The organism is Nonomuraea sp. ZG12 (genome assembly GCF_052068115.1).
Lineage (GTDB): Bacteria > Actinomycetota > Actinomycetes > Streptosporangiales > Streptosporangiaceae > Nonomuraea.
In genome coordinates this window covers 30,854-52,854 of record NZ_JBQHCW010000028.1, presented here as the reverse complement: position 1 = coordinate 52,854, position 22,001 = coordinate 30,854, and the positions used below count along the sequence as shown (strand labels likewise).

Annotated in this window: 25 protein-coding genes and 1 riboswitch; of the genes, 11 read left to right on the top strand and 14 right to left on the bottom strand. The window is 70.8% G+C overall.

All coding sequences use genetic code 11. The features are described from left to right. Window positions 1-161 precede the first annotated feature (161 nt). The 4 genes from ACTMTF_RS41975 to ACTMTF_RS41960 are packed head-to-tail and all read left to right on the top strand — an operon-like array spanning window position 162 to window position 3,574. The gene (locus ACTMTF_RS41975) at window positions 162-2,264 is read left to right on the top strand and encodes a sensor histidine kinase (protein WP_441115684.1); all 2,103 of its coding nucleotides are present in this window, start codon (window positions 162-164) and stop codon (window positions 2,262-2,264) included. Then, on the top strand, window positions 2,261-2,665 hold the full coding sequence (locus ACTMTF_RS41970) for a roadblock/LC7 domain-containing protein (RefSeq protein WP_397006630.1): 405 nt from the start codon (window positions 2,261-2,263) through the stop codon (window positions 2,663-2,665). The genes ACTMTF_RS41975 and ACTMTF_RS41970 overlap by 4 nt, the downstream gene beginning before the upstream one ends. Continuing rightward, complete coding sequence (locus tag ACTMTF_RS41965; protein WP_441115683.1) at window positions 2,662-3,021, top strand: DUF742 domain-containing protein; 360 nt, start codon at window positions 2,662-2,664, stop codon at window positions 3,019-3,021. Before ACTMTF_RS41970 ends, ACTMTF_RS41965 begins: the two co-directional genes overlap by 4 nt. Further along, window positions 3,002-3,574 (top strand): GTP-binding protein, encoded by a 573-nt coding sequence (locus ACTMTF_RS41960; RefSeq protein WP_189142783.1) that lies wholly within the window; start codon window positions 3,002-3,004, stop codon window positions 3,572-3,574. Before ACTMTF_RS41965 ends, ACTMTF_RS41960 begins: the two co-directional genes overlap by 20 nt. Here ACTMTF_RS41960 and ACTMTF_RS41955 read toward each other — a convergent pair. Genes ACTMTF_RS41955 through ACTMTF_RS41940 form a run of 4 tightly spaced genes read right to left on the bottom strand, consistent with a single transcriptional unit; the run spans window position 3,571 to window position 7,924 of the window. Next, window positions 3,571-3,948 (bottom strand): DUF742 domain-containing protein, encoded by a 378-nt coding sequence (locus ACTMTF_RS41955; RefSeq protein ID WP_441115682.1) that lies wholly within the window; start codon window positions 3,946-3,948, stop codon window positions 3,571-3,573. The genes ACTMTF_RS41960 and ACTMTF_RS41955 overlap by 4 nt on opposite strands. Then, window positions 3,945-6,446: a nitrate- and nitrite sensing domain-containing protein gene (locus ACTMTF_RS41950; RefSeq protein ID WP_441115681.1), complete on the bottom strand. Its 2,502-nt coding sequence runs from the start codon at window positions 6,444-6,446 to the stop codon at window positions 3,945-3,947. The genes ACTMTF_RS41955 and ACTMTF_RS41950 overlap by 4 nt, the downstream gene beginning before the upstream one ends. A 56-nt stretch (window positions 6,447-6,502) precedes the next feature. Beyond that, window positions 6,503-7,153 carry a DUF998 domain-containing protein gene (locus ACTMTF_RS41945; RefSeq protein ID WP_441115680.1) on the bottom strand — a complete coding sequence of 217 codons (651 nt, stop codon included), beginning with the start codon at window positions 7,151-7,153 and terminating at the stop codon, window positions 6,503-6,505. 42 nt (window positions 7,154-7,195) lie between these two features. Further along, window positions 7,196-7,924, bottom strand: coding sequence for a TetR/AcrR family transcriptional regulator (locus ACTMTF_RS41940; protein WP_441115679.1), 729 nt, complete (start codon window positions 7,922-7,924; stop codon window positions 7,196-7,198). A gap of 93 nt (window positions 7,925-8,017) precedes the next feature. Between ACTMTF_RS41940 and ACTMTF_RS41935 the strand changes: the two genes are divergently transcribed. Further along, complete coding sequence (locus ACTMTF_RS41935) at window positions 8,018-9,229, top strand: saccharopine dehydrogenase family protein (protein WP_441115678.1); 1,212 nt, start codon at window positions 8,018-8,020, stop codon at window positions 9,227-9,229. Window positions 9,230-9,231: 2 nt separating this feature from the next. Here ACTMTF_RS41935 and ACTMTF_RS41930 read toward each other — a convergent pair whose 3' ends face one another. Then, window positions 9,232-9,420: a hypothetical protein gene (locus ACTMTF_RS41930; protein ID WP_397006644.1), complete on the bottom strand. Its 189-nt coding sequence runs from the start codon at window positions 9,418-9,420 to the stop codon at window positions 9,232-9,234. 222 nt (window positions 9,421-9,642) lie between these two features. On the opposite strand from ACTMTF_RS41930, the gene ACTMTF_RS41925 reads away from it, so the two are divergent. Beyond that, a complete protein-coding gene (locus tag ACTMTF_RS41925; RefSeq protein WP_397006646.1) occupies window positions 9,643-9,888 on the top strand; it encodes a hypothetical protein in 246 nt (81 codons plus the stop codon). Here ACTMTF_RS41925 and ACTMTF_RS41920 read toward each other — a convergent pair. Beyond that, window positions 9,885-10,466, bottom strand: a complete 582-nt coding sequence (locus ACTMTF_RS41920; RefSeq protein ID WP_441115677.1) for an NADPH-dependent FMN reductase — start codon at window positions 10,464-10,466, stop codon at window positions 9,885-9,887. The genes ACTMTF_RS41925 and ACTMTF_RS41920 overlap by 4 nt on opposite strands. A gap of 99 nt (window positions 10,467-10,565) precedes the next feature. Here ACTMTF_RS41920 and ACTMTF_RS41915 point away from each other — a divergent pair, with 99 nt between their 5' ends. Then, the gene (locus tag ACTMTF_RS41915) at window positions 10,566-10,901 is read left to right on the top strand and encodes a winged helix-turn-helix transcriptional regulator (RefSeq protein WP_441115676.1); all 336 of its coding nucleotides are present in this window, start codon (window positions 10,566-10,568) and stop codon (window positions 10,899-10,901) included. 44 nt (window positions 10,902-10,945) lie between these two features. Further along, a complete protein-coding gene (locus ACTMTF_RS41910; protein WP_441115675.1) occupies window positions 10,946-11,149 on the top strand; it encodes a hypothetical protein in 204 nt (67 codons plus the stop codon). On the opposite strand, the gene ACTMTF_RS41905 is transcribed toward ACTMTF_RS41910, so the two are convergent. From ACTMTF_RS41905 to ACTMTF_RS41870, 8 genes are all read right to left on the bottom strand, one after another. Beyond that, window positions 11,150-11,617 carry a hypothetical protein gene (locus tag ACTMTF_RS41905; protein WP_441115674.1) on the bottom strand — a complete coding sequence of 156 codons (468 nt, stop codon included), beginning with the start codon at window positions 11,615-11,617 and terminating at the stop codon, window positions 11,150-11,152. A gap of 21 nt (window positions 11,618-11,638) precedes the next feature. Next, window positions 11,639-12,133, bottom strand: a complete 495-nt coding sequence (locus tag ACTMTF_RS41900; RefSeq protein ID WP_397006652.1) for a flavin reductase family protein — start codon at window positions 12,131-12,133, stop codon at window positions 11,639-11,641. Beyond that, entirely contained in the window at window positions 12,130-13,356 is a 1,227-nt protein-coding gene (locus ACTMTF_RS41895; protein ID WP_441115673.1) for a styrene monooxygenase/indole monooxygenase family protein, read from the bottom strand. The genes ACTMTF_RS41900 and ACTMTF_RS41895 overlap by 4 nt, the downstream gene beginning before the upstream one ends. Window positions 13,357-13,467: 111 nt before the next feature. After that, window positions 13,468-14,448: an AraC family transcriptional regulator gene (locus ACTMTF_RS41890; protein WP_441115672.1), complete on the bottom strand. Its 981-nt coding sequence runs from the start codon at window positions 14,446-14,448 to the stop codon at window positions 13,468-13,470. 85 nt (window positions 14,449-14,533) lie between these two features. Further along, window positions 14,534-16,555 carry a CehA/McbA family metallohydrolase gene (locus tag ACTMTF_RS41885; protein WP_441115671.1) on the bottom strand — a complete coding sequence of 674 codons (2,022 nt, stop codon included), beginning with the start codon at window positions 16,553-16,555 and terminating at the stop codon, window positions 14,534-14,536. 92 nt (window positions 16,556-16,647) lie between these two features. Beyond that, complete coding sequence (locus ACTMTF_RS41880; RefSeq protein ID WP_441115670.1) at window positions 16,648-17,154, bottom strand: hypothetical protein; 507 nt, start codon at window positions 17,152-17,154, stop codon at window positions 16,648-16,650. A 46-nt stretch (window positions 17,155-17,200) separates the two neighbouring features. After that, entirely contained in the window at window positions 17,201-18,271 is a 1,071-nt protein-coding gene (locus tag ACTMTF_RS41875) for a nitroreductase family deazaflavin-dependent oxidoreductase (RefSeq protein ID WP_441115669.1), read from the bottom strand. Window positions 18,272-18,288: 17 nt separating this feature from the next. Beyond that, window positions 18,289-18,873: an NADPH-dependent FMN reductase gene (locus tag ACTMTF_RS41870; RefSeq protein ID WP_441115668.1), complete on the bottom strand. Its 585-nt coding sequence runs from the start codon at window positions 18,871-18,873 to the stop codon at window positions 18,289-18,291. A gap of 76 nt (window positions 18,874-18,949) precedes the next feature. Here ACTMTF_RS41870 and soxR point away from each other — a divergent pair, with 76 nt between their 5' ends. From soxR to ACTMTF_RS41855, 3 genes are all read left to right on the top strand, one after another. Further along, complete coding sequence (gene soxR, locus ACTMTF_RS41865; RefSeq protein ID WP_397006666.1) at window positions 18,950-19,405, top strand: redox-sensitive transcriptional activator SoxR; 456 nt, start codon at window positions 18,950-18,952, stop codon at window positions 19,403-19,405. Window positions 19,406-19,445: 40 nt separating this feature from the next. Continuing rightward, window positions 19,446-19,561, top strand: a riboswitch (TPP riboswitch). A gap of 42 nt (window positions 19,562-19,603) precedes the next feature. Further along, the gene (gene thiC / locus ACTMTF_RS41860; RefSeq protein WP_441115730.1) at window positions 19,604-21,187 is read left to right on the top strand and encodes a phosphomethylpyrimidine synthase ThiC; all 1,584 of its coding nucleotides are present in this window, start codon (window positions 19,604-19,606) and stop codon (window positions 21,185-21,187) included. A 171-nt stretch (window positions 21,188-21,358) separates the two neighbouring features. Beyond that, complete coding sequence (locus tag ACTMTF_RS41855; protein ID WP_441115667.1) at window positions 21,359-21,898, top strand: GNAT family N-acetyltransferase; 540 nt, start codon at window positions 21,359-21,361, stop codon at window positions 21,896-21,898. Window positions 21,899-22,001: the final 103 nt, after the last annotated feature.

Below are 22,001 nucleotides of genomic sequence, written 5' to 3'. Positions count from 1 at the left end.
TGGAACATCCTGTTCCTCCTCCTGCGCCAGACGCATAATCGGTGCTAGTCTCCTGTGCGATCTTCCGGAGGTGTATTTACACCAGGTGTGGAAATGCCCTCGACTCCTGAGGTTGGGACATGGGCTCGCAAAACCGGTCAATTCGGTTCAAGATCTTCTTATTGCTGCTGCTACCCCTCCTGTCCCTGAGCGCGCTCTGGGGCTTCGTGCTCAACCTCACCGTGAGCGACGGTCAGTCACTGCTGCGTGGCGACACGCTTTACCGGACGGTCGGCGTCACCTCGACCGACCTGGGACTACAACTTCAGGCCGAGCGCGAAGGCTCGGTCGTCGCGGTCACCACGCGTGAGCTCACCGAGGACCTCGGCGATCAGCGCGCCCGCACGGACAGTGCGGTGGCGGCCTTCCAGCGAGCCACCGTCGAGGCCGAGGACGAGATCACCGAAGACATGCGGGTGCCCCTCGCCATGCTCCGCATCGAGCTGTCCCGGCTCGAGTTCATCCGCACCGACATCGACGACGGCCAGAGCTCCCGACTGGCCGGGCTCGAGAGGTACAACCAGGTGCTGGACGCGGTCTTCAGGTTCTACGACCACCTGACCCCCGTGCCCGACCTGTCGGTCTACCAGCAGGCCTCCTCCCTGCAGACGATGGGCAACGCCCGCGAGTTCGTCGCCAGGGAGCACGCGCTGATCAGGGCCGTGCTCATCGACAAGCGGCTGACCGGGCCCGAGGCCGCCGCCTTCGCCGAGTACGTCTCCTCCCGCAGGTACCTGCACGCCGGCGGCCAGGCGGGGCTCGACATCCAGCTCCGCAAACCGTACGAGCAGCTCTTCCAGAGCGAGCCGTTCCTGAGCTTCGCCACGATGGAGGCGCGGATCATCAGGACGGGCGCGCCGCCACCCGACGTGCAGGCCTGGAACTCCGCGATCGACCACCTGACGACCCAGCTGGACAAGCTCGGCGCCGAGGCGGCCGAGTCGCTCGCCGCCCGCGCGGCGGACGGGGCCAACTCCATCAAGCTGCAGATCGGCGTCGCGGGCGGCGTCGGACTGATCGCCGTGCTCGCCTCGATCATCATCTCGGTGCGCTTCGGCCGCCGCCTGGCCGCCGAGCTGGCCGGACTGCGGTCCGTGGCCGTCGAGCTGTCGGAGCAGCGCCTGCCCACCCTGGTGGCCCGGCTGAGCAGCGGCGAAGAGGTGGACGTCGAGAAGGCCACCAAACCGATCAAGGTCATCGGCTCCGCCGAGATCACCGACGTGGCCAAGGCGTTCGGATCCGTGCAGCGCACCGCCGTGCTCGCCGCGGTGGGCCAGGCCGCGCTGCGGCGCGGTGTCGGCCAGGTCTTCCTCAACCTCGCCAGGCGCAAGCAGGGCCTGCTGCACCGCCAGCTCGCGCTGCTGGACGCCATGCAGCGCCGCACCCACGACCCCGACCAGCTGGAGGAGCTCTTCCGGCTGGACCACCTGACCACCCGCATGCGCCGGCACGCGGAGAGCCTGATCATCCTGTCCGGCTCCGCGCCCGGCCGGGCCTGGCGCAAGCCGGTGCCCGTGATGGACATCGTCCGGGCCTCGGTCGCCGAAGTCGAGGACTACACCAGGGTCGACGTCCAGAACATGCCCGGCAGCGCCGTCGACGGCGGCGCCGCGGCGGACCTCACCCACCTGGTCGCCGAACTGGTCGAGAACGCCACGCTCTACTCCCCGCCGCAGTCCACCGTCCAGGTGCGCGGCGACCGGGTGAGCAACGGCTACACGATCGAGGTCGAGGACCGGGGGCTCGGCCAGTCGGCCGAGGAGTACGCGGCCTACAACGCGGTCCTGTCGAACCCGCCCGAGTTCGACCTCGCCGACAGCGACCGGCTCGGCCTGTTCGTGGTGGCGAAGCTGGCCGAGCGGCATGGCATCAACGTGCTGCTGCGCCGCTCCCCCTTCGGCGGCACCACGGCCATCGTGTTCATGCCCGCCTCGCTCATCACCGACCAGGCCGAACTTCCCGCCATGCCCGAGGAATCGGCCGCGCTGCCGGCCCGTACGAGAAAGAAAGCGCTCGCGGTCGTGAGCGGCGGCACGCACGCGGGCTTGCCAAGGCGCGTGCGGCAAGCCAACCTGTCATCCCGGCTCAAGGACGGCCCGCCGCCCGAGCCGGAGCCTGAGCGGACCAACGAACGCTCTCCCGATGAGGTACGCGACATGTTCTCCGCGTTCCAGCGGGGAACACAACGCGCCCGAGAAGAAGCTAACGAGGAGGGGGAGGCATGAGTGTGCCGACGACCAACACCGGTGAACTGAACTGGCTCCTTGACGACCTGACGACGCGGGTGGCCGCGGTCAGGCAGGCTGTGATCCTGTCGACCGACGGGCTCGCGGTCGGGCACTCCAAGGGCCTGGTACGCGAGGACGCCGAGCATCTGTCGGCCGTGGCGTCCGGGTTCCAGAGTCTGGCCCGCGGCACGGGACGCCACTTCGGCGGCGGAGACGTGCGCCAGACCATCGTCGAGATGGAGTCGGCGTTCCTCTTCGTGACGGCGGCGGGCCAGGGCACCTGCCTGGCGGTGCTCGCCGACGCCAACGTCGACGTGGGCCACATCGCCTACGAGATGGCGATGCTGGTGAAGCGGGTGGGGCAGCACATCACCACCAACCCGCGAACCGCCCCATGAGCGGGAGCCAGTGGTTAGACGACGAGGCGGGGCCCATCGTCCGGCCCTACGCCCTCATTCGCGGACGCACGAGGTCCTCGGGGGACACGTTCGACCTCATCGCGACCGTCAGCACGATCGGGGAGCCGACTTCGGACCTCGGCCCCGAGCAGTTGCTGATCTACCGCGCGGCGCGCAGCCCGATCTCGGTGGCCGACCTGGCCGTCGAGCTCGACCTGCCCGTCGGGGTCGTCCGAGTGATGCTCGGCGATCTGCGTGACCACGACCTGATCAAGGTGACGTCCCCCTCAGCCGCCGGGTCGCGCCCGAATGAGGGCATTCTCAAGGAAGTGATCAATGGACTCCGTGCTCTCTGAGGACCCAGTCGCACTGAAGATCCTCATCGCCGGCGGCTTCGGCGTGGGCAAGACCACCCTGGTCGGGGCGATCAGCGAGATCAGGCCGCTGCGCACGGAAGAGGTGCTCTCCGACCGCGGCATCGGCGTCGACGACATCGACGGCGTCGAGACCAAGACCACCACAACCGTGGCCATGGACTTCGGCCGGATCACCATCCGCGAGGGCCTGGTCGTCTACCTGTTCGGCACGCCCGGCCAGGAACGGTTCTGGTTCATGTGGGACGAGCTGTCCTACGGCGCGCTGGGCGCGGTCGTGATCGCCGACACCCGCCGGCTGACCGACTGCTTCCCCTCCGTCGACTACTTCGAGCAGCGTGGCACGCCGTTCGTGGTGGCCGTCAACTGCTTCGACGGGGCCGACCGGCACACCGTCGACGACGTGCGGATCGCGCTGGACCTGGACCACGACGTGCCCGTGATGCTGTGCGACGTACGGCGGCGCACGTCCGCCAAGGAAGTCATGATCACGCTCGTCGAGCACTCGCTCCGGACGCTGACCGCCGCCGGTTAGAGCGCCCGCAGGCCGTTGATGACCTCGCGGAGCAGGCTCTCCGTGGGAGACGACGCCTCTTTGGAACGCGGCGGGCGCACCGTGACCAGGCCGTAGCCGAGCAGATCTCCGAGCAGGACCCTGACCACCTGGACAGGAAGGTTCAGCTCGGAGGCCACCTCGGCGATCGGCCTGGCATGACCGGCGACGCAGGTGAGCAGCCGCCGATGCTGGGAGCCCAGGTCCGCCTGGACCGGTGCCGGTTGTCCCGTCAGCGCCACCGTGGCCAGCAGGTCGAGCGCGGTGGACGTGGATTTCGTGCGTCCGCGAGCCACCGCGTACGGGCGGACGACGGGTCCTGCTTCGTCGTCCACCCATTCCTGCTCATGGCTCACGATCGCGATCCCCCTCCGTTCTGTTCGGTGTCCTGGCGTCCGCGCTGCCAACCGGACTGGAGCGAGGACAGCAGGGCCCTGGCCTCCTCGGGCGAGCGACTCTCCACAGGGCCGGCCGGGGCGGGCGCCGGCTTCTGGAGCTTCGGCGGCAGATTGGCCTGCCGGACCCGCCGGGGCAGCCCGGCCCCCGCCGCCTGTGCCTGCGCGGTCGCGGGCGCAGGCGTGGGCGTGGGCGCCAGTTCCTCCTCGCCAGAGGACTGTGCGCCTGCGCGCACCGGAAGGTCACCCTGCGCCGGCGACTGAGCGCGCGTCCGTGCCGGGAGTTCTCCCTGGTCAGAGGACGGTACGGGGCGCCGCGCCGGAAGCTCGTCCGGGCCGGCGGACTGTACGGGTCGCCGCGCCGGGAGCTCGTCCTGCGCCGGGGGCTGTGTGCGTGTTCGGGTGGGAAGGTCCCCCTGGGCCGGGGGTGCTGATGCCAGGGCCTGGGGCGAGGCCGCTTCCACGCCGCGCTTGTGCGTCCGGATACGGCGGGGCAGCTCGCCCGGTCCCGGGTCGCCGCCGACGACCGACACCGAGATCGACTCCAGCTCCGGCATCTGCGAGGGCTGCATGGCCGGCAGTTGCTGCACCAGGCCCGCGGGCACCAGCACGATGGCCGTGGTGCCGCCGTACGGGGACGGCTTGAGTGTCACCCCGATGCCGTGCCTGGCGGCCAGCATGGCGACGACGGAGAAGCCCAGGCGCTCGCTCTGCGCGGGGTCGAACTCGGCCGGGCGGGCCAGCCGGCGGTTGATGGCGTCGCGGGCCTCCTGCGACATGCCGAGGCCGCGGTCCTCGATCTCGACCGCGAACCCCTTGCCCACCAGGTCACCCCGGACCGACACCTCGTTGCCCGGCGAGGAGAAGGTGGCGGCGTTCTCGATCAGCTCGGCGAACAGGTGCATGAGGTCGGCCACGGCGGCGCCCGTGACGCCCGCCTCCGGCATCGGGTAGACCCGGACCCGGGTGTACTCCTCGACCTGCCCGGCCGCGCCGCTGAGCACGTCCTCCATGGGGATGACGCCGCGCCACCTGCGCCCGGCCGAACCGCCCGCCAGCAGCACCAGGCCCTCCGCGTGACGGCGCATGCGGGTGGTGAGGTGGTCGAGCTTGAACAGCCGCTCCAGCGCCTCCGGTTCCTCGGTCTGGCGCTGCATCTCGTCGAGCTGCTTGATCTGCCGCTGGACCAGCGACTGGGTCCGCCTGGCCAGGTTGCGCAGCGCCTCGGAGATGCCCTCACGCAGCCGGGCCTGCTCGACGGCCGCGTCGACGGCGGTGCGCTGGACGCTGTCGAAGGCGGTCGCCAGGTCGGCGACCTCGCGGGTGGCGTCGGAGCGGACCTCGATGCGCGGCGCCTCCGCCTCGATGTCCACGTCCTCGCCCTGACGCAGCTTCGTCACGACGGTGGGCAGCCGGTTCTCGGCCAGGTCGAGGGCGCTGTGGCGGAGCACCGTCAGCTCGCCGGAGACCCGCCTGGCGACCCGGATCGAGATGAAGATGGAGAAGACGACCGCGATGAGGCCCAGCGCGCCCGTGACCACGGCCCGCACGATGATGACCATGCCGGCCGGCTCCATGCGCGCCAGCAGGACGTCACCGGAGCCGCCGAGCGCCTGGGAGAACTCCGTCAGCACCGGGTCCACCGTGCCGCGCCAGAGCTGCATGTCGATCGGCTTGCCGGTGACGTAGCCCTCCAGGGAGCGCTCCATCGTGGCGTAGCGCGGCGTGGCCCGCATGGCCTCCAGCGGGGCGCGGAGCTCGTCGTCGAGATTGGCCATGGCCTTGGGGAACAGGTAGGTCCTGGCGCCGTCGATGCCCGCGAGCAGGTGCACCTCGTCCATGGTCCACTTGTCCGCGCCGGGGGCGGCGTTGCCCGCCACGATCAGCGCGTGCTCGCGGCTCAGCAGCTCGCGCACCTGCTGGGCGACGATCAGCCCGTTCGCCTGCCTGGCCAGCTCGACGTCGGTGCTGACCGTGAACGCCGAGTAGAGGTCGTCGATGGCGTCGGGGATGGTGGCGTACTCGGTGATCAGGGTGTGCGGGGTGAGCTGGCCGCTGTCGGCCTGGCGCCTGATCTCCGGCAGCCGGTCGACGGCCTTGAGCATGGCGGTGAGCTGGGTCCGCATCTCGGGCGTCAGCGCCGACTGGGTGCTGTCGGACTTGGCCTGCGCCGTGAGCGTCTTCTCGGCCTCGTCGACCCGGCCGCGGGCGGCGGCGAGCGCGGCGGCGTCGGTGGCGCCGCCGATGAGCTCGGCGGAGGCCAGGCGTTCTTCCTGGAGGCGCAGGGTGAGCGTCTCGGTGTGGTCGATGACCCCTCTCCAGATGGCCTCGACCTTCAGCAGGCTCAGCGCCTCTTTCGACGTGGTGCTCGCCGCGAACCCCCAGAGCACGACCAGGGAGATCAGGGGGATGACGAGCAGCGTCGAGATCTTGAATCTAATGGATCTGCCCGATGCCATGACACCCGCTCCCGGATAGAAGATCGCCGGAGAGAATAGCATCGAACGAGGCGCTTTTAAGATCGACTAGCGATTATTCTGTGATATGTCGGGAAATTGGCGGTATGCCGCACGCTGCCCAGCCAGACCACCCGGACCAGCCATCCCGCGAGCACGGTGAGCAGCGCCACCTCCGCCCCCAGCAGCGCCCACTCGACCAGACCGATCAGCACTCCGCCGCCGGGCAGCGCCACGTACGTCATCGCCAGCACCCCGAGGCCACCCGCCAGGGCGAGCCACTCCACCACCCTGGCCACTGGCTTCCAGCCCTCGTCGGCCGCGAGCCTCGGCACCAGCAGCGCCGCCGCCGCCGGGAGGCTCACGAACGCCGCGACCAGCGCCCACCTGTGCACCTGTACGGCCGACTCCATGCCCAGTGGTGTGGCCGGGACGACCGCCGCGACGGCGAGCGCCCCCGACCACACCATGAACAACCCCGCCGGCATCCCCCGGACCGGCGCCCCCGCCCCCCGCAGCCCCGCCAGCAGGGCCACAGACCCCAAGGCCATGACCGCCATCGCCAGCTCCGTGACGCCCCCGCGGTCGGCCACGGCGTACTCGCTCACGGTCACGTTCATCGAGGCGCCTGGCCCGGCCAGGACCCCTGCCACGGCGAACGTGATCGCGGCGAGCGCGATGAGCGGATACAGCCTCTTCACTGCGGTCATGTGCAACAGTTTGAAGACGGTTCGTCTTCCCCGCATCGGGCCTCATCCCCGAGGCGACCCTGACCCGTCCCTGAGTCCGGCCAGCTGGGCGGCGGCGCTGTCCAGCAGCATGTCCAGGGCGGTGGGGTAGGCGCTGTCGTTCATGTGGGCCACCAGCAGGCCGGCCGTGGCGGCGATGTGCGGGTGGGTGCGCGCGGGCAGGCGGGCGTAGGTGGCCTGCCACACCTGCTCGTCGGCCTGCCTGGTGGCGGTGGGCAGCGCCAGGGAGGCGGCGTCCAGGACGGCGAAGGCGAGGCTCTGGTCGATGAAGGCGTGGTAGATCCGGACCGCGTCGGGGCCGGGGAAGCCGGCCGTACGCAGGATGGCCAGGATCGTCTCGTCCACCGTGACCTCGTGCGGGCGGCCGGCCACCCGGCTGGCCGTCAGGACCGCCGCCTGCGGATGGGCCAGGTAGGCGGCGTGGACGCTCAGCCCGAGGGCGCGCAGGTCGGCCCGCCAGTGGCCGGTGGGGTGCCAGTCCGCGAGCGCGTGCGCGAACAGCTCGTCGGCGATGGCCAGGGTGAGGTCGTCCATGCCGCGGAAGTAACGGTAGATCGCGCTGGCGTCGGCGCCCAGCGCCAGGCCCAGGCGGCGGGCGGTGAGCCCGGCCGCGCCGTGCTCGCGGAGCATCCGCAGGGCCGTCTCGACGATGAGCTCGTGGGTGAGGACCTGCCCCTGCCGGGTCGGGCGCCGACGCCTCCTGGCCGCGTCGGGCACTACTCGCTTGGCCATGCTCGTCCTTATGCCAACGCCATTGACGTTGATGGAGCGTACCGGCTTTGCTGGGGAACGCATCCCCCAGAAATCAGGAGATGGTCCACGATCATGCGCATTCTTCTCGTGGGCGCCGGTGGTGTGGGGACCGCCGTCACCCGGATCGCCACCCGGCGGCCGTTCTTCGACCACATGGTGGTCGCTGACTACGATCCCTCCCGCGCCGAGGCCGCGGTCGCCACCCTCGGGCCCCGCTTCACCGCGGCCCGGGTCGATGCCTCCGACCGGGCCGCCGTCATCGGCCTGCTGACCGAGCACCGCTGCGACGTGCTGCTGAACGCCACCGACCCGCGCTTCGTGATGCCGCTGTTCGAGGCGGCGCTCACGGCCGGGGCCGACTACCTCGACATGGCGATGTCCATGTCGAGCCCGCACCCCGATCGGCCGTACGAGCAGACCGGGGTCAAGCTGGGCGACGAGCAGTTCGCCAGGTCCGGCGCGTGGGCGGACGCCGGGCGGCTGGCCCTGGTGGGGATGGGCGTGGAGCCCGGCCTGTCGGACGTGTTCGCCCGCTACGCCGCCGACGAGCTCTTCGACGAGATCGAGGAGATCGGCGTCCGCGACGGCGGCGACCTCACCGTCGACGGCTACGACTTCGCGCCGTCGTTCTCCATCTGGACCACCATCGAGGAGTGCCTCAACCCGCCGCTGATCTACGAGCAGGAGCGCGGCTGGTTCACGACCGAGCCGTTCAGCGAGCCCGAGATCTTCGACTTCCCCGAGGGGATCGGCCCGGTCGAGTGCGTGAACGTCGAGCACGAGGAGGTGCTGCTGGTGCCCCGCTGGATCGACGCCGGCCGCGTCACCTTCAAGTACGGGCTCGGCGAGGACTTCATCGCCAAGCTCAGGACCCTGCACGAGCTCGGCCTGGACCGCACCGAGCCGGTCACCGTGCGCACCGAGGACGGGCCGGCCCGGGTCTCACCCCGTGACCTGGTCGCCGCGCTCCTGCCCGACCCGGCCGGCCTCGGCGACCGGATGCACGGCAAGACCTGCGCCGGCACCTGGGTGAAGGGCACCAAGGACGGCGAGCCCCGCGAGGTCTACCTCTACCACGTGGTCGACAACCAGTGGTCGATGCGGGAGTACGGCTCCCAGGCGGTGGTCTGGCAGACCGCCGTCAACCCGGTGGTGGCGCTGGAGCTGCTGGCCACCGGCCGGTGGAAGGGCAGCGGCGTGCTGGGGCCCGAGGCCTTCGCGCCGCGCCCCTTCCTCGACCTGCTGCGGGACTACGGCTCACCGTGGGGGCTGCGGGAGCAGTGACCTCACAGGCCCGATGGGTCGCGCCCGACGCTGATCTCCTCGGCGATCCGGCGGAGCTCGGCCACCGCGATGCCGGGCGCCGGAGGGAGCTGTCTCGTCAACGCGTCCATGACCACGGGCACCGGCTGGCCGGCCAGCCGCTCCGCGATGCCGTGGACCGTCATGAACAGCGCCTCTTCGGTGTCGCGCATCCCCGTCTCCTCGCTTCGGTTACCCGCGCAACGCTACGGCCTGCCACCGACAGTTTCCCGCCAGGACGTGAGCGTGTTCCGCCGCGGGGTGCTCGGCTTCGAGGTGGTCATGAGCCTGAACGGCGCGGCGGGCGTTGGGATTTCCATCCCTGTTGAGGAAGGCGTCATGGGGTCCCGTCGGGTTACCGTGGAAATATCCGATTCCTCTCTGGGAGAACGGTCATGCCGAGGGATCCTGATCACGTGCTCGACGCCATCGACGGTGTCGTCGAGGAGTGGGAGACGTTGAGCGCCGACGCCATGCGCTGGGCGCCTCCGGAGAGCAAGCGCGACAACGACCTGCTGCGCGAGGTGACCGACATCTTCGGCCCGCTCGCCAACGCGCTCACCCAGGCCTTCCGCCCGTTGGGCGACGCCGTCACCCGTGTCCTGGACAACCTGGTCGACGACGAGGAGGACGACCGCTAACCGGCTTCGGCCAGGCGCATCGCCCGCAGCGCGCCGGTGAGCTTGGCCAGTTCGGCCAGCATGGCGTCGGCCGCCGCGGTCATCACGTCGTTGGGCCGCACCTGGCCGTCCTCGCTCATCACCTGAGGGTGGAACGGGATGTTGACCGCCTCGGTCACGGGGACCATCTTCAGCGTGCCGACCACCAGGCGCAGGCCGATGACCGCGCGGGTGCCGCCGGAGACTCCGCCGTAGCTGACGAAGCCGGCGGCCTTGTGGCGCCACTCGTGGTGCAGGTAGTCCAGCGCGTTCTTCAGCACGGCGTTGAAGCTGTGGTTGTACTCGGGGGTGACGAAGACGAAGGCGTCCCCGCGCTCCACCGTGGCGCTCCACTCCTTGGTGTGCGCGTTGACGTACTGCTTGAGCCTGGGGTGGTGCGGCTCGTCGAAGAAGGGCAGCCCGACCTCGGCCAGATCGACGAGTTCGACGTCGAAAGCGCCCTCGGCCACCGCCCGGTCGCGGAACCACTCCCCTATCGCTCTCCCGGACCGGCCGGGGCGGGTGCTCGCGATCACGACATGCAGAACGGGCTTGACCATGGGTTTTCCTCACACAGCAGAGTGCTTGAACGCTCAACATTATGTAGTAACTAAGCTTTTTGGAGCAAATCGGGTGCCCGGTTCGCTAGGATGACGGGGGTGAGCGTCCATTCCCTCTGCGTCCGTTTCCACATCGCCCTTGAGCTGATCGGTGCGCGATGGTCGGGCGCGATCCTGCACATGCTGTTCGCGGGCACGCACCGCTACGCCGACATCAAGGCGGCCATCCCCGGCGTCAACGACACGATGCTGGCCCGCCGCCTGCGCGAGCTGGAGGCCGCCGGGCTCATCGAGCGCCGCGTGCTGAGCACGTCACCGGTCAGGGTCGAATACCACCTCACCGAGATGGGCACGGAGCTGCATCCGGCCTTCGAGGAGCTGGTCAGCTGGGCGCACAAGTGGGTTCCCTTCCCCGAGGAGGAGAAGGCTTCCTAGAAAAACCGCCTGATCTTGTCGGTGGCGCCTGCGATAGTGAGGGAGTGGTTCACACCTTCTCCCTCCTGCCCTGCCATGTCCGGCAGCTGCCCGGCGACGCGATCGAGCTCATGCCGATCGTGCTGCCCATGACACTGACCAGCGCCCAGCGCCGCCAGTTGGCCGCCATCCTGCTCGACGGCCTCGACAGCATCGACGGCCTCGACGGGGAGCAGGCCCCATCCCTCACCGAGCTCTGCCTGGCCTAGTCACTCCGGCCACAGCCACACCCGATAGAAGTCCACGTCATAGGTCTCGGCGGGGACGTCGGGCCCATGATCATACTTTCCGAACTTGGCGTGCACCCGCGTCCGCCAGTGGGCGTCGCGGGCCCGCAGGTCGAAGGGGGCGTAGTCGTCCGGCTCCCCGTTCTCGAACTCGACGAGGACCACCAGCCCCGACGGCAGGAAGAGCCGCCCGTCCCAGCTCAGCTCCCACGGGTCGTCCGCGACCGGCGGCCCGCCCCACAGGTCGAGCCGCACGTAACTGGTCTTCTTGGGCCACACCTGGAAGAGCAGGCTGTTGGCGCCCACCGCCAGCCACTCCTGCCCCGGAGGGCTCACCTCCTGCCCCCAGGAGGACGACACCTCACCGTGACGGCCCTCCACGACCTCCTTGTCCAGCAGGTAGAAGGGCCCCGTCATCTGGTGCAGCGCACTGGCCACGGGTTCGTCCACCGCAGCCCACTACCCACCAGGTCAGGCTCCGATCCGGTCCATGACCCGGTCCATGGCGCACAGCTCGCGGTAGCGGCCCCCGTGGAAGACCAGCGGCTCGCCCTCCTGCCACTGGAAGTGCTCGACCTCGCCGATGAACAGGCGGTGGTCGCCGGCCTCGTACGTCGTCACCGTACGGCAGGCGAAGAAGGCCAGTGCGCCGGCCAGCGCCGGCAGGCCGCTGGGCGTGAGGCGGGTCTCCACCCCGGCGAACTTGTCCGGCGCCGGCCTGGCGAACCGCTGTGACAGATCGTCCTGCCCGCTGGCCAGCACGTTGACGGCGAACCGCCCGGCCCGCAGGAACGCCGGGACGCTCGGCGCCCGCTCCGACAGGCACCACAGCACCAGGGCGGGATCGAGGGAGACGGAGGTGAAGGAGTTCACCGTGACCCCGGTCCGCCGGCCGTCCGGGGAGGTGGTGGTGACCACCGCCACCCCGGTGGCGAAGCGGCCGAGGGCGTCGCGCAGCGTTCTCATGACCGGCTCCCGGCCTGCGCGAGGTAGGCGGCGGCCTTGGCCGGGTCCATGAACCACTCGGCGAAGTCCCTGGGGTCGTCGAAGCCGTTGGCGAAGCGGGCGGCCACCTCGGGCAGGGAGCCCGCGGCGCCGAGGATCTCCAGGACGTGCGGCGGCGGCGGGGAGAGCAGGGCGTTGGTCCACTCGGTGGCGTGCCGGGCGTCGGCCCAGTAGCGCTCGAAGGTGGCCTCCATCCACGCCTGGTCGAACGGCAGGTCGCCGCGCTCGACGATGTCGGCCAGGTAGGAGGCGGCGCACTTGGCGGCGTTGCCCGCGCCCTGGCCGGTGATGGGGTCGTTGAGCACCACCACGTCGGCGACGCCGAGCACCGGCGCGCCCGTCGGCAGGACGGCGACGGGCCGGCGGACCGTGGGCGCGAACCGGCCGGCGAGGGTGCCGCGCTCGTCGGTGAGCTCGATGTCCGCGCAGCGTGCAGCCTCCCACGGCAGGTACGTCTCCAGGATGGAGCGGCTCCTGGCCAGGTGCTCGGCGGGGGTGCGGACGTCGCCCCAGCAGTCCATCGGCCCGCCGGGGACGCCCTCGAACACCATGATCTCGCACGGCCCGGTGAGGGTGAGCGCGGGGAAGACGAAGTACTCGCCGACGCCCGGGATCAGGTTGAAGCAGACGGCGGAGTGCTCCGGCCGGGGCGTGAGGCCGTTGACGTAGGTGAGGGCCAGGGCGCGCTGCGGGACGTCGTACGGCGACCGGCCGGCGTCCCGCTCGAACAGGGAGGCGATCTGCCCCTTGCCGGCGGCCACCAGGACCAGGTCGTAGTCGGCGGCGTACGTCTCCAGGTCCGCGGCCGTCGCGTCGTGGTAGACGACCTTGCCGCCCAGTCTCTCGACCTCGGCGAGCCACGCGGGCATCTTCACCCGCTGGTCGACCGAGCGGGCGGGCTCGTCCAGCCGGCCCGTCCAGCCGATCGCCTTGGTCCCGTCGGGGCCCGGGACGGAGAGCTGGATCCCGTCGATCGGCGGGCAGTCGGGCCACAGGTCGATGCCCAGGTCGCGCTCGTGGCCGAGCGCGGTGCCGAACATGGCCTGGCTGGAGGTGACCCGGCCGTCGCGGATCGCCTCGGGGGTCCGGTTGGAGATGACGGTGACGCCGTAACCGTGGTGCAGCAGGCCGAGCGCCAGGTGCAGCCCGGCCTGCCCGGCGCCGACGATGAGGATCTCGCGCATGGTGGGTGGTCCTTCGCGTACTGGAGGAGTGGATGAGCAAAAGGTATGTTTCGCGGCCGTACGTCATCCATCCGCTGAGCGCGGGTTCCGTCCGCTGGGCGCGGACTTACCTCAGGCGAGGCGCAGCGTCGCCGACGGGGGCTGGCCGTACCTGTCCCTGTAGGCGGCGGCGAAGCGGCCCTGGTGCGGGAAACCCCAGCGTGCGGCCACGGCGGTGACCGTGACACGGGCCGGGTCGGCGGCGAGCAGGTCCTCTCGCACGCGGGCCAGCCGTACGTCACGCAGGTGCGCCATCGGCGTCTGGCCCAGGTGCGCCCGGAAGCCCTCCTGCAGCGAGCGGGTGCTGACCGCGACGGCCCGCGCCACGTCGTCGGTGGTGATCGGCAGGTGCGCGTGCTCCGCGATGAACTCCATCGCCCGCCGCACCACCTTCGGCACGGCCGGCCGGCGGGGCGCGGTCAGCTTCGACCGGTAGTTGGACGGCTGCATGGTGAGCAGACTGGACAGCAGGGCGTTCTCCAGGTGGGCGAGGGCCAGCGGCTGGGCGGCCAGCCCCGCGCCGTCCTCGGCCGCGGTCACGACCAGCTCGGCCATCGCCCGCCAGCTCCGCGCCCAGCCGCTGGTCAGGTCCAGGCCCAGATCGAAGACCAGAGGCCGGGCGAGCCGCTCGCCGAGCATCTGCTCCAGCGTGCTCTCGACGGTGTCCCGGTCGAACTTGACGATCACCTGGGGACACTGCGCGGCCCAGCGCATGTCGAGGTATTCGGTGGGCGACGGCAGCGAGGCGAGCGAGGAGGTGGAGACGATCTCCTGGCTCCCGCAGCGGATCAGGCTGCGCCCGGTCAGGGGTATCTGCACCAGGTAGAACGACTCCAGCTCGCCCGGCTCGATGCGGACGTCGGCTCCGTAGTCGAGGTAGCTCACCCGTACGGAGCCCGGTTGCGCGGAGTTGAACCGCGCGGCCAGTAAGTCGGGATCGCCGGTCAGGTCCAGCCGGTGCGCGCAGAAGACCCGCCCCACCTCCTCGCGGACCTCGTCCAGGTCCGAGCTGGCGAACAGTGGTGAGTTGTCCAGCCGAACCGTGTGCGCCATCGCGGCCCCTGCCTTCTCTCCTGTCCGGGTGACATCTGATCATCGCCACCCGGGGAGCCGACGTTCCACGTAGAAATGCACAGAATCAGGATCGCGCCAGCCGGCCGCGATAGACGTCCCTGGCGCGTTCGTACAGCTGCAGGTGGTCGTCGTACTGCTCCTTGGCGTCGAAGCGGCCGAACTCGCGCACCACCGCCTCCAGCCGGTCCAGCCAGGCCAGGCACCAGCGCACGTCCGCCTCCCTGGCCACGTGCCCGCCCGCCACGTCCAGGTAGACGGGGCTCGTGTGCGCGTACGCGCCGCCGCGGTGGTGGGCGCGTGGATGGGCGCCGCCGGTCGCGACGGCCACCACGTACGTCGGCTCGCCCGCCACCAGCGTCGTGGCCAGCCGGCCGGGCGGCCCCTGCGCGATGACGCCGTCGGCGGTGCGCAGCTCCAGCGTCTCCAACTCCGGCCCGACCGACTCCACGACCACCTCCACCCGCTCGCCCGGCGCCAGGTCCAGCGTGTCGCCCGGCTCGTGGCCGTTGACCGTGAGCTCCAGCCACGGCCCCGTGGTGGCGAAGGTGCGGCCGAGCAGGATCGCCTCCATGAAGGACTCGGCCGTGAGCGGGCCTTCCACATGCGCGTACACCCGCTCCCAGCCGGGAGGGCCGGAGGCGGTGCCGCGGCGGCACCAGGAGAGCACCGCGTCGGTGCCCGCCGTGACCGTCACCCGGTTGCCCGCCCCGATCAGGCGGCGGTAGACCGACGCCGTCGCGGCGATCGAGGAGTGGTTGAGCACGTCGAGGGTGTCGATCAGGCCGAGCGCCGCGTCGGCGACGATCTCCCGCGCCGAGCAGTTGCGCCCCCGGCTGATCACCACGTCGGGCGGATCGGTGTCGGAGAACGGCGTGTGGAACGGATGCCCGTACCCGAGCAGCCCGCCGAGCTCCCGCAACTCCTCACAGGCGGTCGCGTTGGGCGGCCAGTCGACCGTGCCGGCGAAGCCCGTGTGGAAGCGCTTCGGCAGGCCGTGCAGCCCGAAGGCGCTGATGTGCCCGACGAGGTCGCTGCGGTATTCGACACCCAGCCTGGCCAGGTGCCGCTCGTCGGACCACGGCAGGTCCACGCCCACCCAGTGGGCCAGCGCCTCCACGTCGTAGACCCGCTCGCCCGCCACGTTGCCGGCCACGAGGTTGAGGACGTGCAGGTCCTCGCCGTGCTGCGCCGCCGCGGCGAGCGCGGGCGCCGCCGGCTCCTCACCCATCCAGTTGAGATGTACGTGCATGTCGCCGCCGAACCAGCCACGCGCGGCGGCGTCGTACAGTCGCTCGGGCGTCAGCTCGACAAGCGTCTCCCGCCCCGCCGCCGGGGTGAGCGTCACCTCGGCGGTGGCGTACTCCATGCCGCGGGTCACCTCCACCGTGATCTCCTCGGCGGGCACCGCGAGCACCACGTCGTCACCGTGGAAGTACGGTCGCAGCAGGCCGTCCACCTTGGCCGGGACGCCCTCGGGATACCACCCCTGCCCGCCCGCGCCCGTCACGCTCCACCGGCAGGGGAACCCGGCCGACAGCCGGATCGTGGCCGTGGCCGCCCGCCTGGACAGCGGCGCCAGGTCCACCGGCCGGCCGTCGGCGATCAGCTCCCGGGACACCTCCACCACTCTGGCCCCGCCCGCCGCCACGTCGTACGCGACCCCGTCCACGACCACCGTGGCCGCCTCGGCCCGGCTGGAATCCAGCAGCAGCGCCGTACGGAAGGGCGCGTCGCCGAGGACCACCTGCGTGCGGGCCTCAAGCGCGGCCCCGGCGGGGGTCAGCCGGAGCACGGCCAGGTTGGCGAGCACGTCGCCGTCCAGCGCGTCACGCACCACCCGGTCGACGTCCACCTCGCCGAGCCGATCCTCCAGCTCCTCCTCCGACAGGCCGGGGAAACGCTCGGCGAGCTGGCGCAGGCTCGATCCCCAGGAGTCGTAACGCCGGTCGAGGTAGACGGTGGCCCGGGCCTGGACCACGTACCCGATCGGCTCCTCGCCCCAGCTCACCCCGTGCCGGTCGCGCAGGCCCCGGTAGTCGGCGAGGGCCCGGGCCACGCTGTCGGGAAGCAGCGAATCGTCACACATCGAACACTCCCTGGAGTCGCACGCGCCGCCATCGTGACACGAATCCGGCCCCGCGTCAGGACCGTTCGGACAACCAGATCAGCCGGAGGCCGTCAGCACATCGCGCCGGTGGCGGGGGGCTCGCCGTCGAGGGCGGAGACGGTGACGTTGTACTCGTTGGAGGCGGCCAGGCCGGAGTCGCCGGGGAACCAGACGTAGGCGTAGGCCGTCGCGCCGCCGACCGAGCCGGTGTAGCAGAGGCTCCGGTCGTTGGTCACGGACGGGTTGGCGGCGACGCGGCGCCAGCCGGCCTGGGTGGCCTGCTGGTCGTAGAAGGCGAGCACGTCGGCTCTGGGAGCGGTGAAGCGGTAGTTCTGGCCGACGTACACCTGCTGGTAGTCGGGCTCGCAGCCGGACGACCGGCCACCCAGCGCCACGGCGTCCCCGGGCGCCTGGTCGAGGATGGCGAGCGAGCTCAGCACCGGGAGGAGTCGCTTCTCGGCCCCGGCGCAGCCGGTGTCGGCATCGAAGAACGAGCCGGCCGCCGAGGCGACCACGGCCAGGCCACTCGTACCGACGAGCCCCACGATGATCAGTCCGGCGACGATTTGGCGCTTCACGAGGCGGAGCCTAGTCGACCGGACGACCCGGGACGCCACCGTGACGCTACGCCCTCTCCAGGATGACCAGGGGAAGGTCGCGCTCCGTCCCCTCCTGGTAGGTGTCGTAGAGCGGGAAGACCTCCGCCATCACCCGCCAGAGCCGTCGCTTCTCCTCCGGGGTGGCCACCCGCGCCCGCGCGTCGAAGATGTCGCCGCCGACCTGGACGGTGACGCCGGGGTTCGCGGACAGGTTGAGGTACCAGGCGGGGTGCTGGGGCGAGCCGCCGTTCGAGGCCACCAGCAGGTGACGGTCGCCGTCCCGCCCGTAGATCAGCGCGGTACGGCGGAGCCTGCCGGACTTACGGCCCCGGGTGGTGAGCAGCAGGGTCGGCAAGCCCTGGTAGAGGTGACCGTCTCGTCCGTCGCTGTCCAGGTACGTGCGGATGTGCTCGGCCACCCACCCCGTCGGGCTGTCCAGCACTTCCTCAGCGGCCCCGCCGGCGGCGGGCCTGCTAGTGGGAGGCGCGTCCTCGGCGGGCGTGGGCAGGCTGCGCAGCAGGTGGTAGCGCCTGACCTGGCTGTTCTTCACTCCGGGGAACCGCTGGACCCGTCGCCAGTCGGCCGAACCGCCCACCGCGCCCTGGCCGGAGCTCGCGATGGCGTCCCGGTGCGCCCGCTCGTCGGTCCACTCGGCGTAGTTGAGCACGCGCGTGCCATCGGCGCTCACGTGGAAGTGGCCCGAGATCCCGCCGGGATGCGGCTCGGCCTCGCTCGCCAGCGCCTGGAACACGGTGTCGATCCACTGCCGCTGCCGCTCCCGGTCGGGCCCGTCGAACTCGACGCGCACGGCGACCAGGCACCCCGGCGTCGGCCGGTCCTCCCTCTCTCCGCTGCGGTACAGCTCGTACTCGACGGGCTCGGCTCCCGTCAGCCCGGCCACGAACGCGCGATCGGCAGCACCGCTCGCCCACTGCGTGTAGGTCAGTACGGCGCCGCCGTCCGTGGCGGCGAACTCGGTGACCGACAGGAGCCCCGTCGGCCACGGCGTCCCCTCCCAGGCGGCGGCCGAGGAGGATTCGGTCACCAGGACGGTGCCGGCATCGGGTCGGGCGATCTGTGGCCACATGCTGCTCATGAACGGTGTCCTCCTGGTCAGGCGGCGTAGGGATGATGGGAGCGGGCCGAGCGCAGTGCGCGGGCCCACCAGACGAACTGGTCGAGCAGGCGGGTCGCGGCTGCCTCGCAGGACGCCGGGTCCTTGGGCCGCCCGTCCGGGGTGAACTGGTAGGCGGCTCCGTGGAAGCTGACGGTGTCGCGGATGGTGACCGCGTGCAGCTCGGCGAACACCTGCCGGAGGTGCTCGACGGCTCGCAGCCCGCCGGATACGCCGCCGTACGAGATGAATCCGACGGGCTTGGCCTGCCATTCGGTGAAATGCCAGTCGATGGCGGATTTGAGGGACGCGGGATAGCTGTGGTTGTACTCGGGCGTCACCACGACGAACCCGTCGGCCCGGGTCAGCCGTTCGCTCACGGCCGCGAGCGCCCGCGCGTCCTCCGCGCCGGGGTCGCCGGTCAGGTGCGCCGGCAGCCGCGCCTGCGCCAGGTCGATGAGATCGACGACGACGTCCTGACGCGCGGCGGCCTGCTCGGCGAACCAGGCGGCGACCGTGGGGCCGAACCGGCCCGCACGCGTGCTCCCCACGATCAACGCGAGGTGGAGCGGTCTGTCAGACATACGCGGTCCTTTCAGGGTCGACCACCCAAGCGTCGAACTTGAACAAAGGTTTAAGTCAAGGGCTAGGCTGGCCGGCATGGCATCGATCCCTCCGGAGACCACGGAGCTGACGATCGGCGAGCTGTCGGAGCGCAGCGGCGTTCCCGCCTCGGCGCTGCGCTTCTACGAGCGGCAGGGCCTCATCGCCAGCCGCCGCACGACGGGCAACCAGCGCCGCTACCCCCGCCAGACGCTGCGCCAGCTCGCCTTCATCCGCGCCTCGCACCACCTGGGCATCCCGCTCACGGTGATCGGCGACGTGCTCGCCCTGCTGCCCGACGGTGTGGCGCCCACCCGTGAGTTCTGGGTCAAGGCGTCCGCATGCTGGAGCGCGGAGATCGACGCCCGGATCGAGCGGCTGGAGCGGATGCGGGACCGGTTCACCGACTGCATCGGCTGCGGCTGCCTGTCCTTCGAGGTCTGCGCCCTGACCAACCCGGCCGACCGGCTCGGCCAGGACGGCCCGGGGCCGCGCCGCCTGTTCGACTTCTGACACGGATCTTGCGCGTCGCCGGATGCCGGGTTAGCTTGAGGCAGTCCAACGCGGGAGCCCGGTTCGACCGGGCTGAGAGGACGGCTACTCATCAGCCGCCGACCGCCAGAACCTGCTCCGGGTAATGCCGGCGAAGGGAGTTGCGTGGTGAGCGACGCGCGCTTTTCCAAGGTCCACATCGGTGATCTCCGGGTCCCCATGCGCGAGATCCTGCTGTCCAACGGCGAACGGGTGCGCCTGTACGACACCTCCGGGCCGTACACCGACCAGTCCGTGACCACCGACCTCACCCAGGGCCTGCCGCCGCTGCGCCGGGAGTGGATCCTCGACCGGGGCGACGTCGCCCCGCAGGCGTCGGGGACGCTGCGGGCGACCGGGGCGCCGGTCACCCAGCTCGCCTACGCCCGCGCGGGCCTGATCACCCGCGAGATGGAGTTCGTCGCGGTCAGGGAAGGGGTCGCGCCGGAGTTCGTCCGGGACGAGGTGGCCGCCGGCCGGGCCATCATCCCGGCGAACGTCAACCACCCCGAGACCGAGCCCATGATCATCGGCCGCAACTTCCTGGTGAAGATCAACGCCAACATCGGCAACTCGGCCGTCTCCTCCTCCATCGAGGAGGAGGTGGAGAAGATGACCTGGGCCACCCGCTGGGGAGCCGACACCATCATGGACCTGTCCACCGGCAAGGACATCCACGCCACCCGCGAGTGGATCATCCGCAACTCCCCCGTCCCCGTCGGCACCGTGCCCATCTACCAGGCCCTGGAGAAGGTCAACGGGGTCGCCGCCGACCTGTCGTGGGAGGTCTACCGCGACACCCTGATCGAGCAGTGCGAGCAGGGCGTCGACTACATGACCGTGCACGCCGGCGTCCGGCTGGCGTACGTGCCGCTGACGGCCCGCCGCAAGACCGGCATCGTCTCGCGCGGCGGCTCGATCATGGCCGCCTGGTGCCTGGCGCACCACCGCGAGAGCTTCCTGTACGAACACTTCGCCGACATGTGCGAGCTCCTGGCCGCCTACGACGTGGCGTTCTCCCTGGGCGACGGGCTGCGGCCCGGCTCCATCGCCGACGCCAACGACGAGGCCCAGTTCGCGGAGCTGCGCACGCTCGGCGAGCTCACCTCCATCGCCCGCGACCACGGCGTCCAAGTGATGATCGAGGGCCCCGGCCACGTGCCCATGCACAAGATCAAGGAGAACGTCGACCTGCAGCGCGAGCTCTGCGACGACGCGCCCTTCTACACGCTCGGCCCCCTGGTCACCGACATCGCCCCCGGCTACGACCACATCACCTCGGGCATCGGGGCCGCGATGATCGGCTGGTTCGGCACCGCGATGCTCTGCTACGTCACCCCCAAGGAGCACCTGGGCCTGCCCAACAGGGACGACGTCAAGACGGGCGTGATCACGTACAAGATCGCAGCGCACGCGGCGGACCTGGCCAAGGGGCATCCGCAGGCTCAGGCCTGGGACGACGCGCTGTCGGACGCCCGGTTCGAGTTCCGCTGGGAGGACCAGTTCGACCTGTCGCTCGACCCGGACACGGCCCGGTCCTTCCACGACGAGACCCTGCCCGCCGCCCCGGCCAAGACGGCCCACTTCTGCTCGATGTGCGGGCCGAAGTTCTGCTCGATGAAGATCAGCAAAGAGGTCATGGAGAAGTTCGGCCCTGACGGGTCGGCCTCGCTCACCGAGGAGGAGGTGCGGGAAGGGATGCTCGCCAAGTCCCGCGAGTTCGCGGAGTCGGGCAACAGGGTCTACCTGCCGATCGCCGACTGACGAAGCGGCCGGGTCGGCGTCGACCCGGCAGGGGTGAGGTCGCGTCGCCCGGTCGCTCATGGCGTGCGCTAGCTTCGGCGCATGGATGACAGCACGGGAGACGCGGCTCACACGCAGACACAGGCAGAAGTAGCGGCATTCCTCGCAGCCGGGACGGCAGAGGCGTCGCGCGTGACCTTGCGCGCCATCACGGCCCGCGATCAGGACGAGTTCCTGGATCTCACCGCCGCATCCGCGGACCTGCATGCTCCGCGGATGTCGTACCCCTCCACCCCGGAGGAGTTCCAGGCGTTCCTCACCCGGTTCGACCATGTGACCACCCAGGGCCTGCTGATCTGCCTGCGCGATACCGGCGCCATCGCGGGCACGGTCAACCTCAACAGCATCATCCGCGGCCGCTTCCAGAACGCTTCGCTCGGTTACGCGGCCTTCTCCCCCAGCGCCGGACGCGGCTACATGACCGAGGGCCTCGGCCTGGTGATCGGGTACGCCTTCGAGCGCCTGCGGCTGCACCGCCTGGAAGCCCAGATCCAGCCGGACAACCACCCCTCACTCAAGCTGGTCCAGCGCCTCGGCTTCCGTTACGAGGGCACCTCGCCCGACGTGCTGTTCATCGCCGGCGCCTGGCGCGACCACGAACGCTGGGCCCTCACCAACACCATGGTCTCTCCCGGCCCCTGGCCTGCCCATTCGAGCCGGCCCGCGTACTGAACCGGTCAGGAACGGAGAAGCGCCGGTCACCGGACCGCGACTAGCCTGACAGCTCGGCTCGGCGCGCGAAAGCGGAGGAAACCCGACATACGCTCAAAGCTGG

What these genes read in the sequence shown, in the direction of transcription:
- ACTMTF_RS41925 (WP_397006646.1), top strand. Translation starts at nt 9,643, where the DNA reads ATGCCGAGGGATCCTGATCACGTGCTCGACGCCATCGACGGTGTCGTC.
- ACTMTF_RS41895 (WP_441115673.1), bottom strand. Translation starts at nt 13,356, where the DNA reads ATGCGCGAGATCCTCATCGTCGGCGCCGGGCAGGCCGGGCTGCACCTG.
- thiC (WP_441115730.1), top strand. Translation starts at nt 19,604, where the DNA reads ATGCGCGAGATCCTGCTGTCCAACGGCGAACGGGTGCGCCTGTACGAC.
- ACTMTF_RS41900 (WP_397006652.1), bottom strand. Translation starts at nt 12,133, where the DNA reads ATGAGAACGCTGCGCGACGCCCTCGGCCGCTTCGCCACCGGGGTGGCG.
- ACTMTF_RS41935 (WP_441115678.1), top strand. Translation starts at nt 8,018, where the DNA reads ATGCGCATTCTTCTCGTGGGCGCCGGTGGTGTGGGGACCGCCGTCACC.
- ACTMTF_RS41960 (WP_189142783.1), top strand. Translation starts at nt 3,002, where the DNA reads ATGGACTCCGTGCTCTCTGAGGACCCAGTCGCACTGAAGATCCTCATC.
- ACTMTF_RS41950 (WP_441115681.1), bottom strand. Translation starts at nt 6,446, where the DNA reads ATGGCATCGGGCAGATCCATTAGATTCAAGATCTCGACGCTGCTCGTC.
- ACTMTF_RS41875 (WP_441115669.1), bottom strand. Translation starts at nt 18,271, where the DNA reads ATGAGCAGCATGTGGCCACAGATCGCCCGACCCGATGCCGGCACCGTC.
- ACTMTF_RS41920 (WP_441115677.1), bottom strand. Translation starts at nt 10,466, where the DNA reads ATGGTCAAGCCCGTTCTGCATGTCGTGATCGCGAGCACCCGCCCCGGC.
- ACTMTF_RS41940 (WP_441115679.1), bottom strand. Translation starts at nt 7,924, where the DNA reads ATGGCCAAGCGAGTAGTGCCCGACGCGGCCAGGAGGCGTCGGCGCCCG.
- ACTMTF_RS41965 (WP_441115683.1), top strand. Translation starts at nt 2,662, where the DNA reads ATGAGCGGGAGCCAGTGGTTAGACGACGAGGCGGGGCCCATCGTCCGG.
- soxR (WP_397006666.1), top strand. Translation starts at nt 18,950, where the DNA reads ATGGCATCGATCCCTCCGGAGACCACGGAGCTGACGATCGGCGAGCTG.
- ACTMTF_RS41930 (WP_397006644.1), bottom strand. Translation starts at nt 9,420, where the DNA reads ATGCGCGACACCGAAGAGGCGCTGTTCATGACGGTCCACGGCATCGCG.
- ACTMTF_RS41870 (WP_441115668.1), bottom strand. Translation starts at nt 18,873, where the DNA reads ATGTCTGACAGACCGCTCCACCTCGCGTTGATCGTGGGGAGCACGCGT.
- ACTMTF_RS41945 (WP_441115680.1), bottom strand. Translation starts at nt 7,153, where the DNA reads ATGACCGCAGTGAAGAGGCTGTATCCGCTCATCGCGCTCGCCGCGATC.
- ACTMTF_RS41970 (WP_397006630.1), top strand. Translation starts at nt 2,261, where the DNA reads ATGAGTGTGCCGACGACCAACACCGGTGAACTGAACTGGCTCCTTGAC.
- ACTMTF_RS41890 (WP_441115672.1), bottom strand. Translation starts at nt 14,448, where the DNA reads ATGGCGCACACGGTTCGGCTGGACAACTCACCACTGTTCGCCAGCTCG.
- ACTMTF_RS41885 (WP_441115671.1), bottom strand. Translation starts at nt 16,555, where the DNA reads ATGTGTGACGATTCGCTGCTTCCCGACAGCGTGGCCCGGGCCCTCGCC.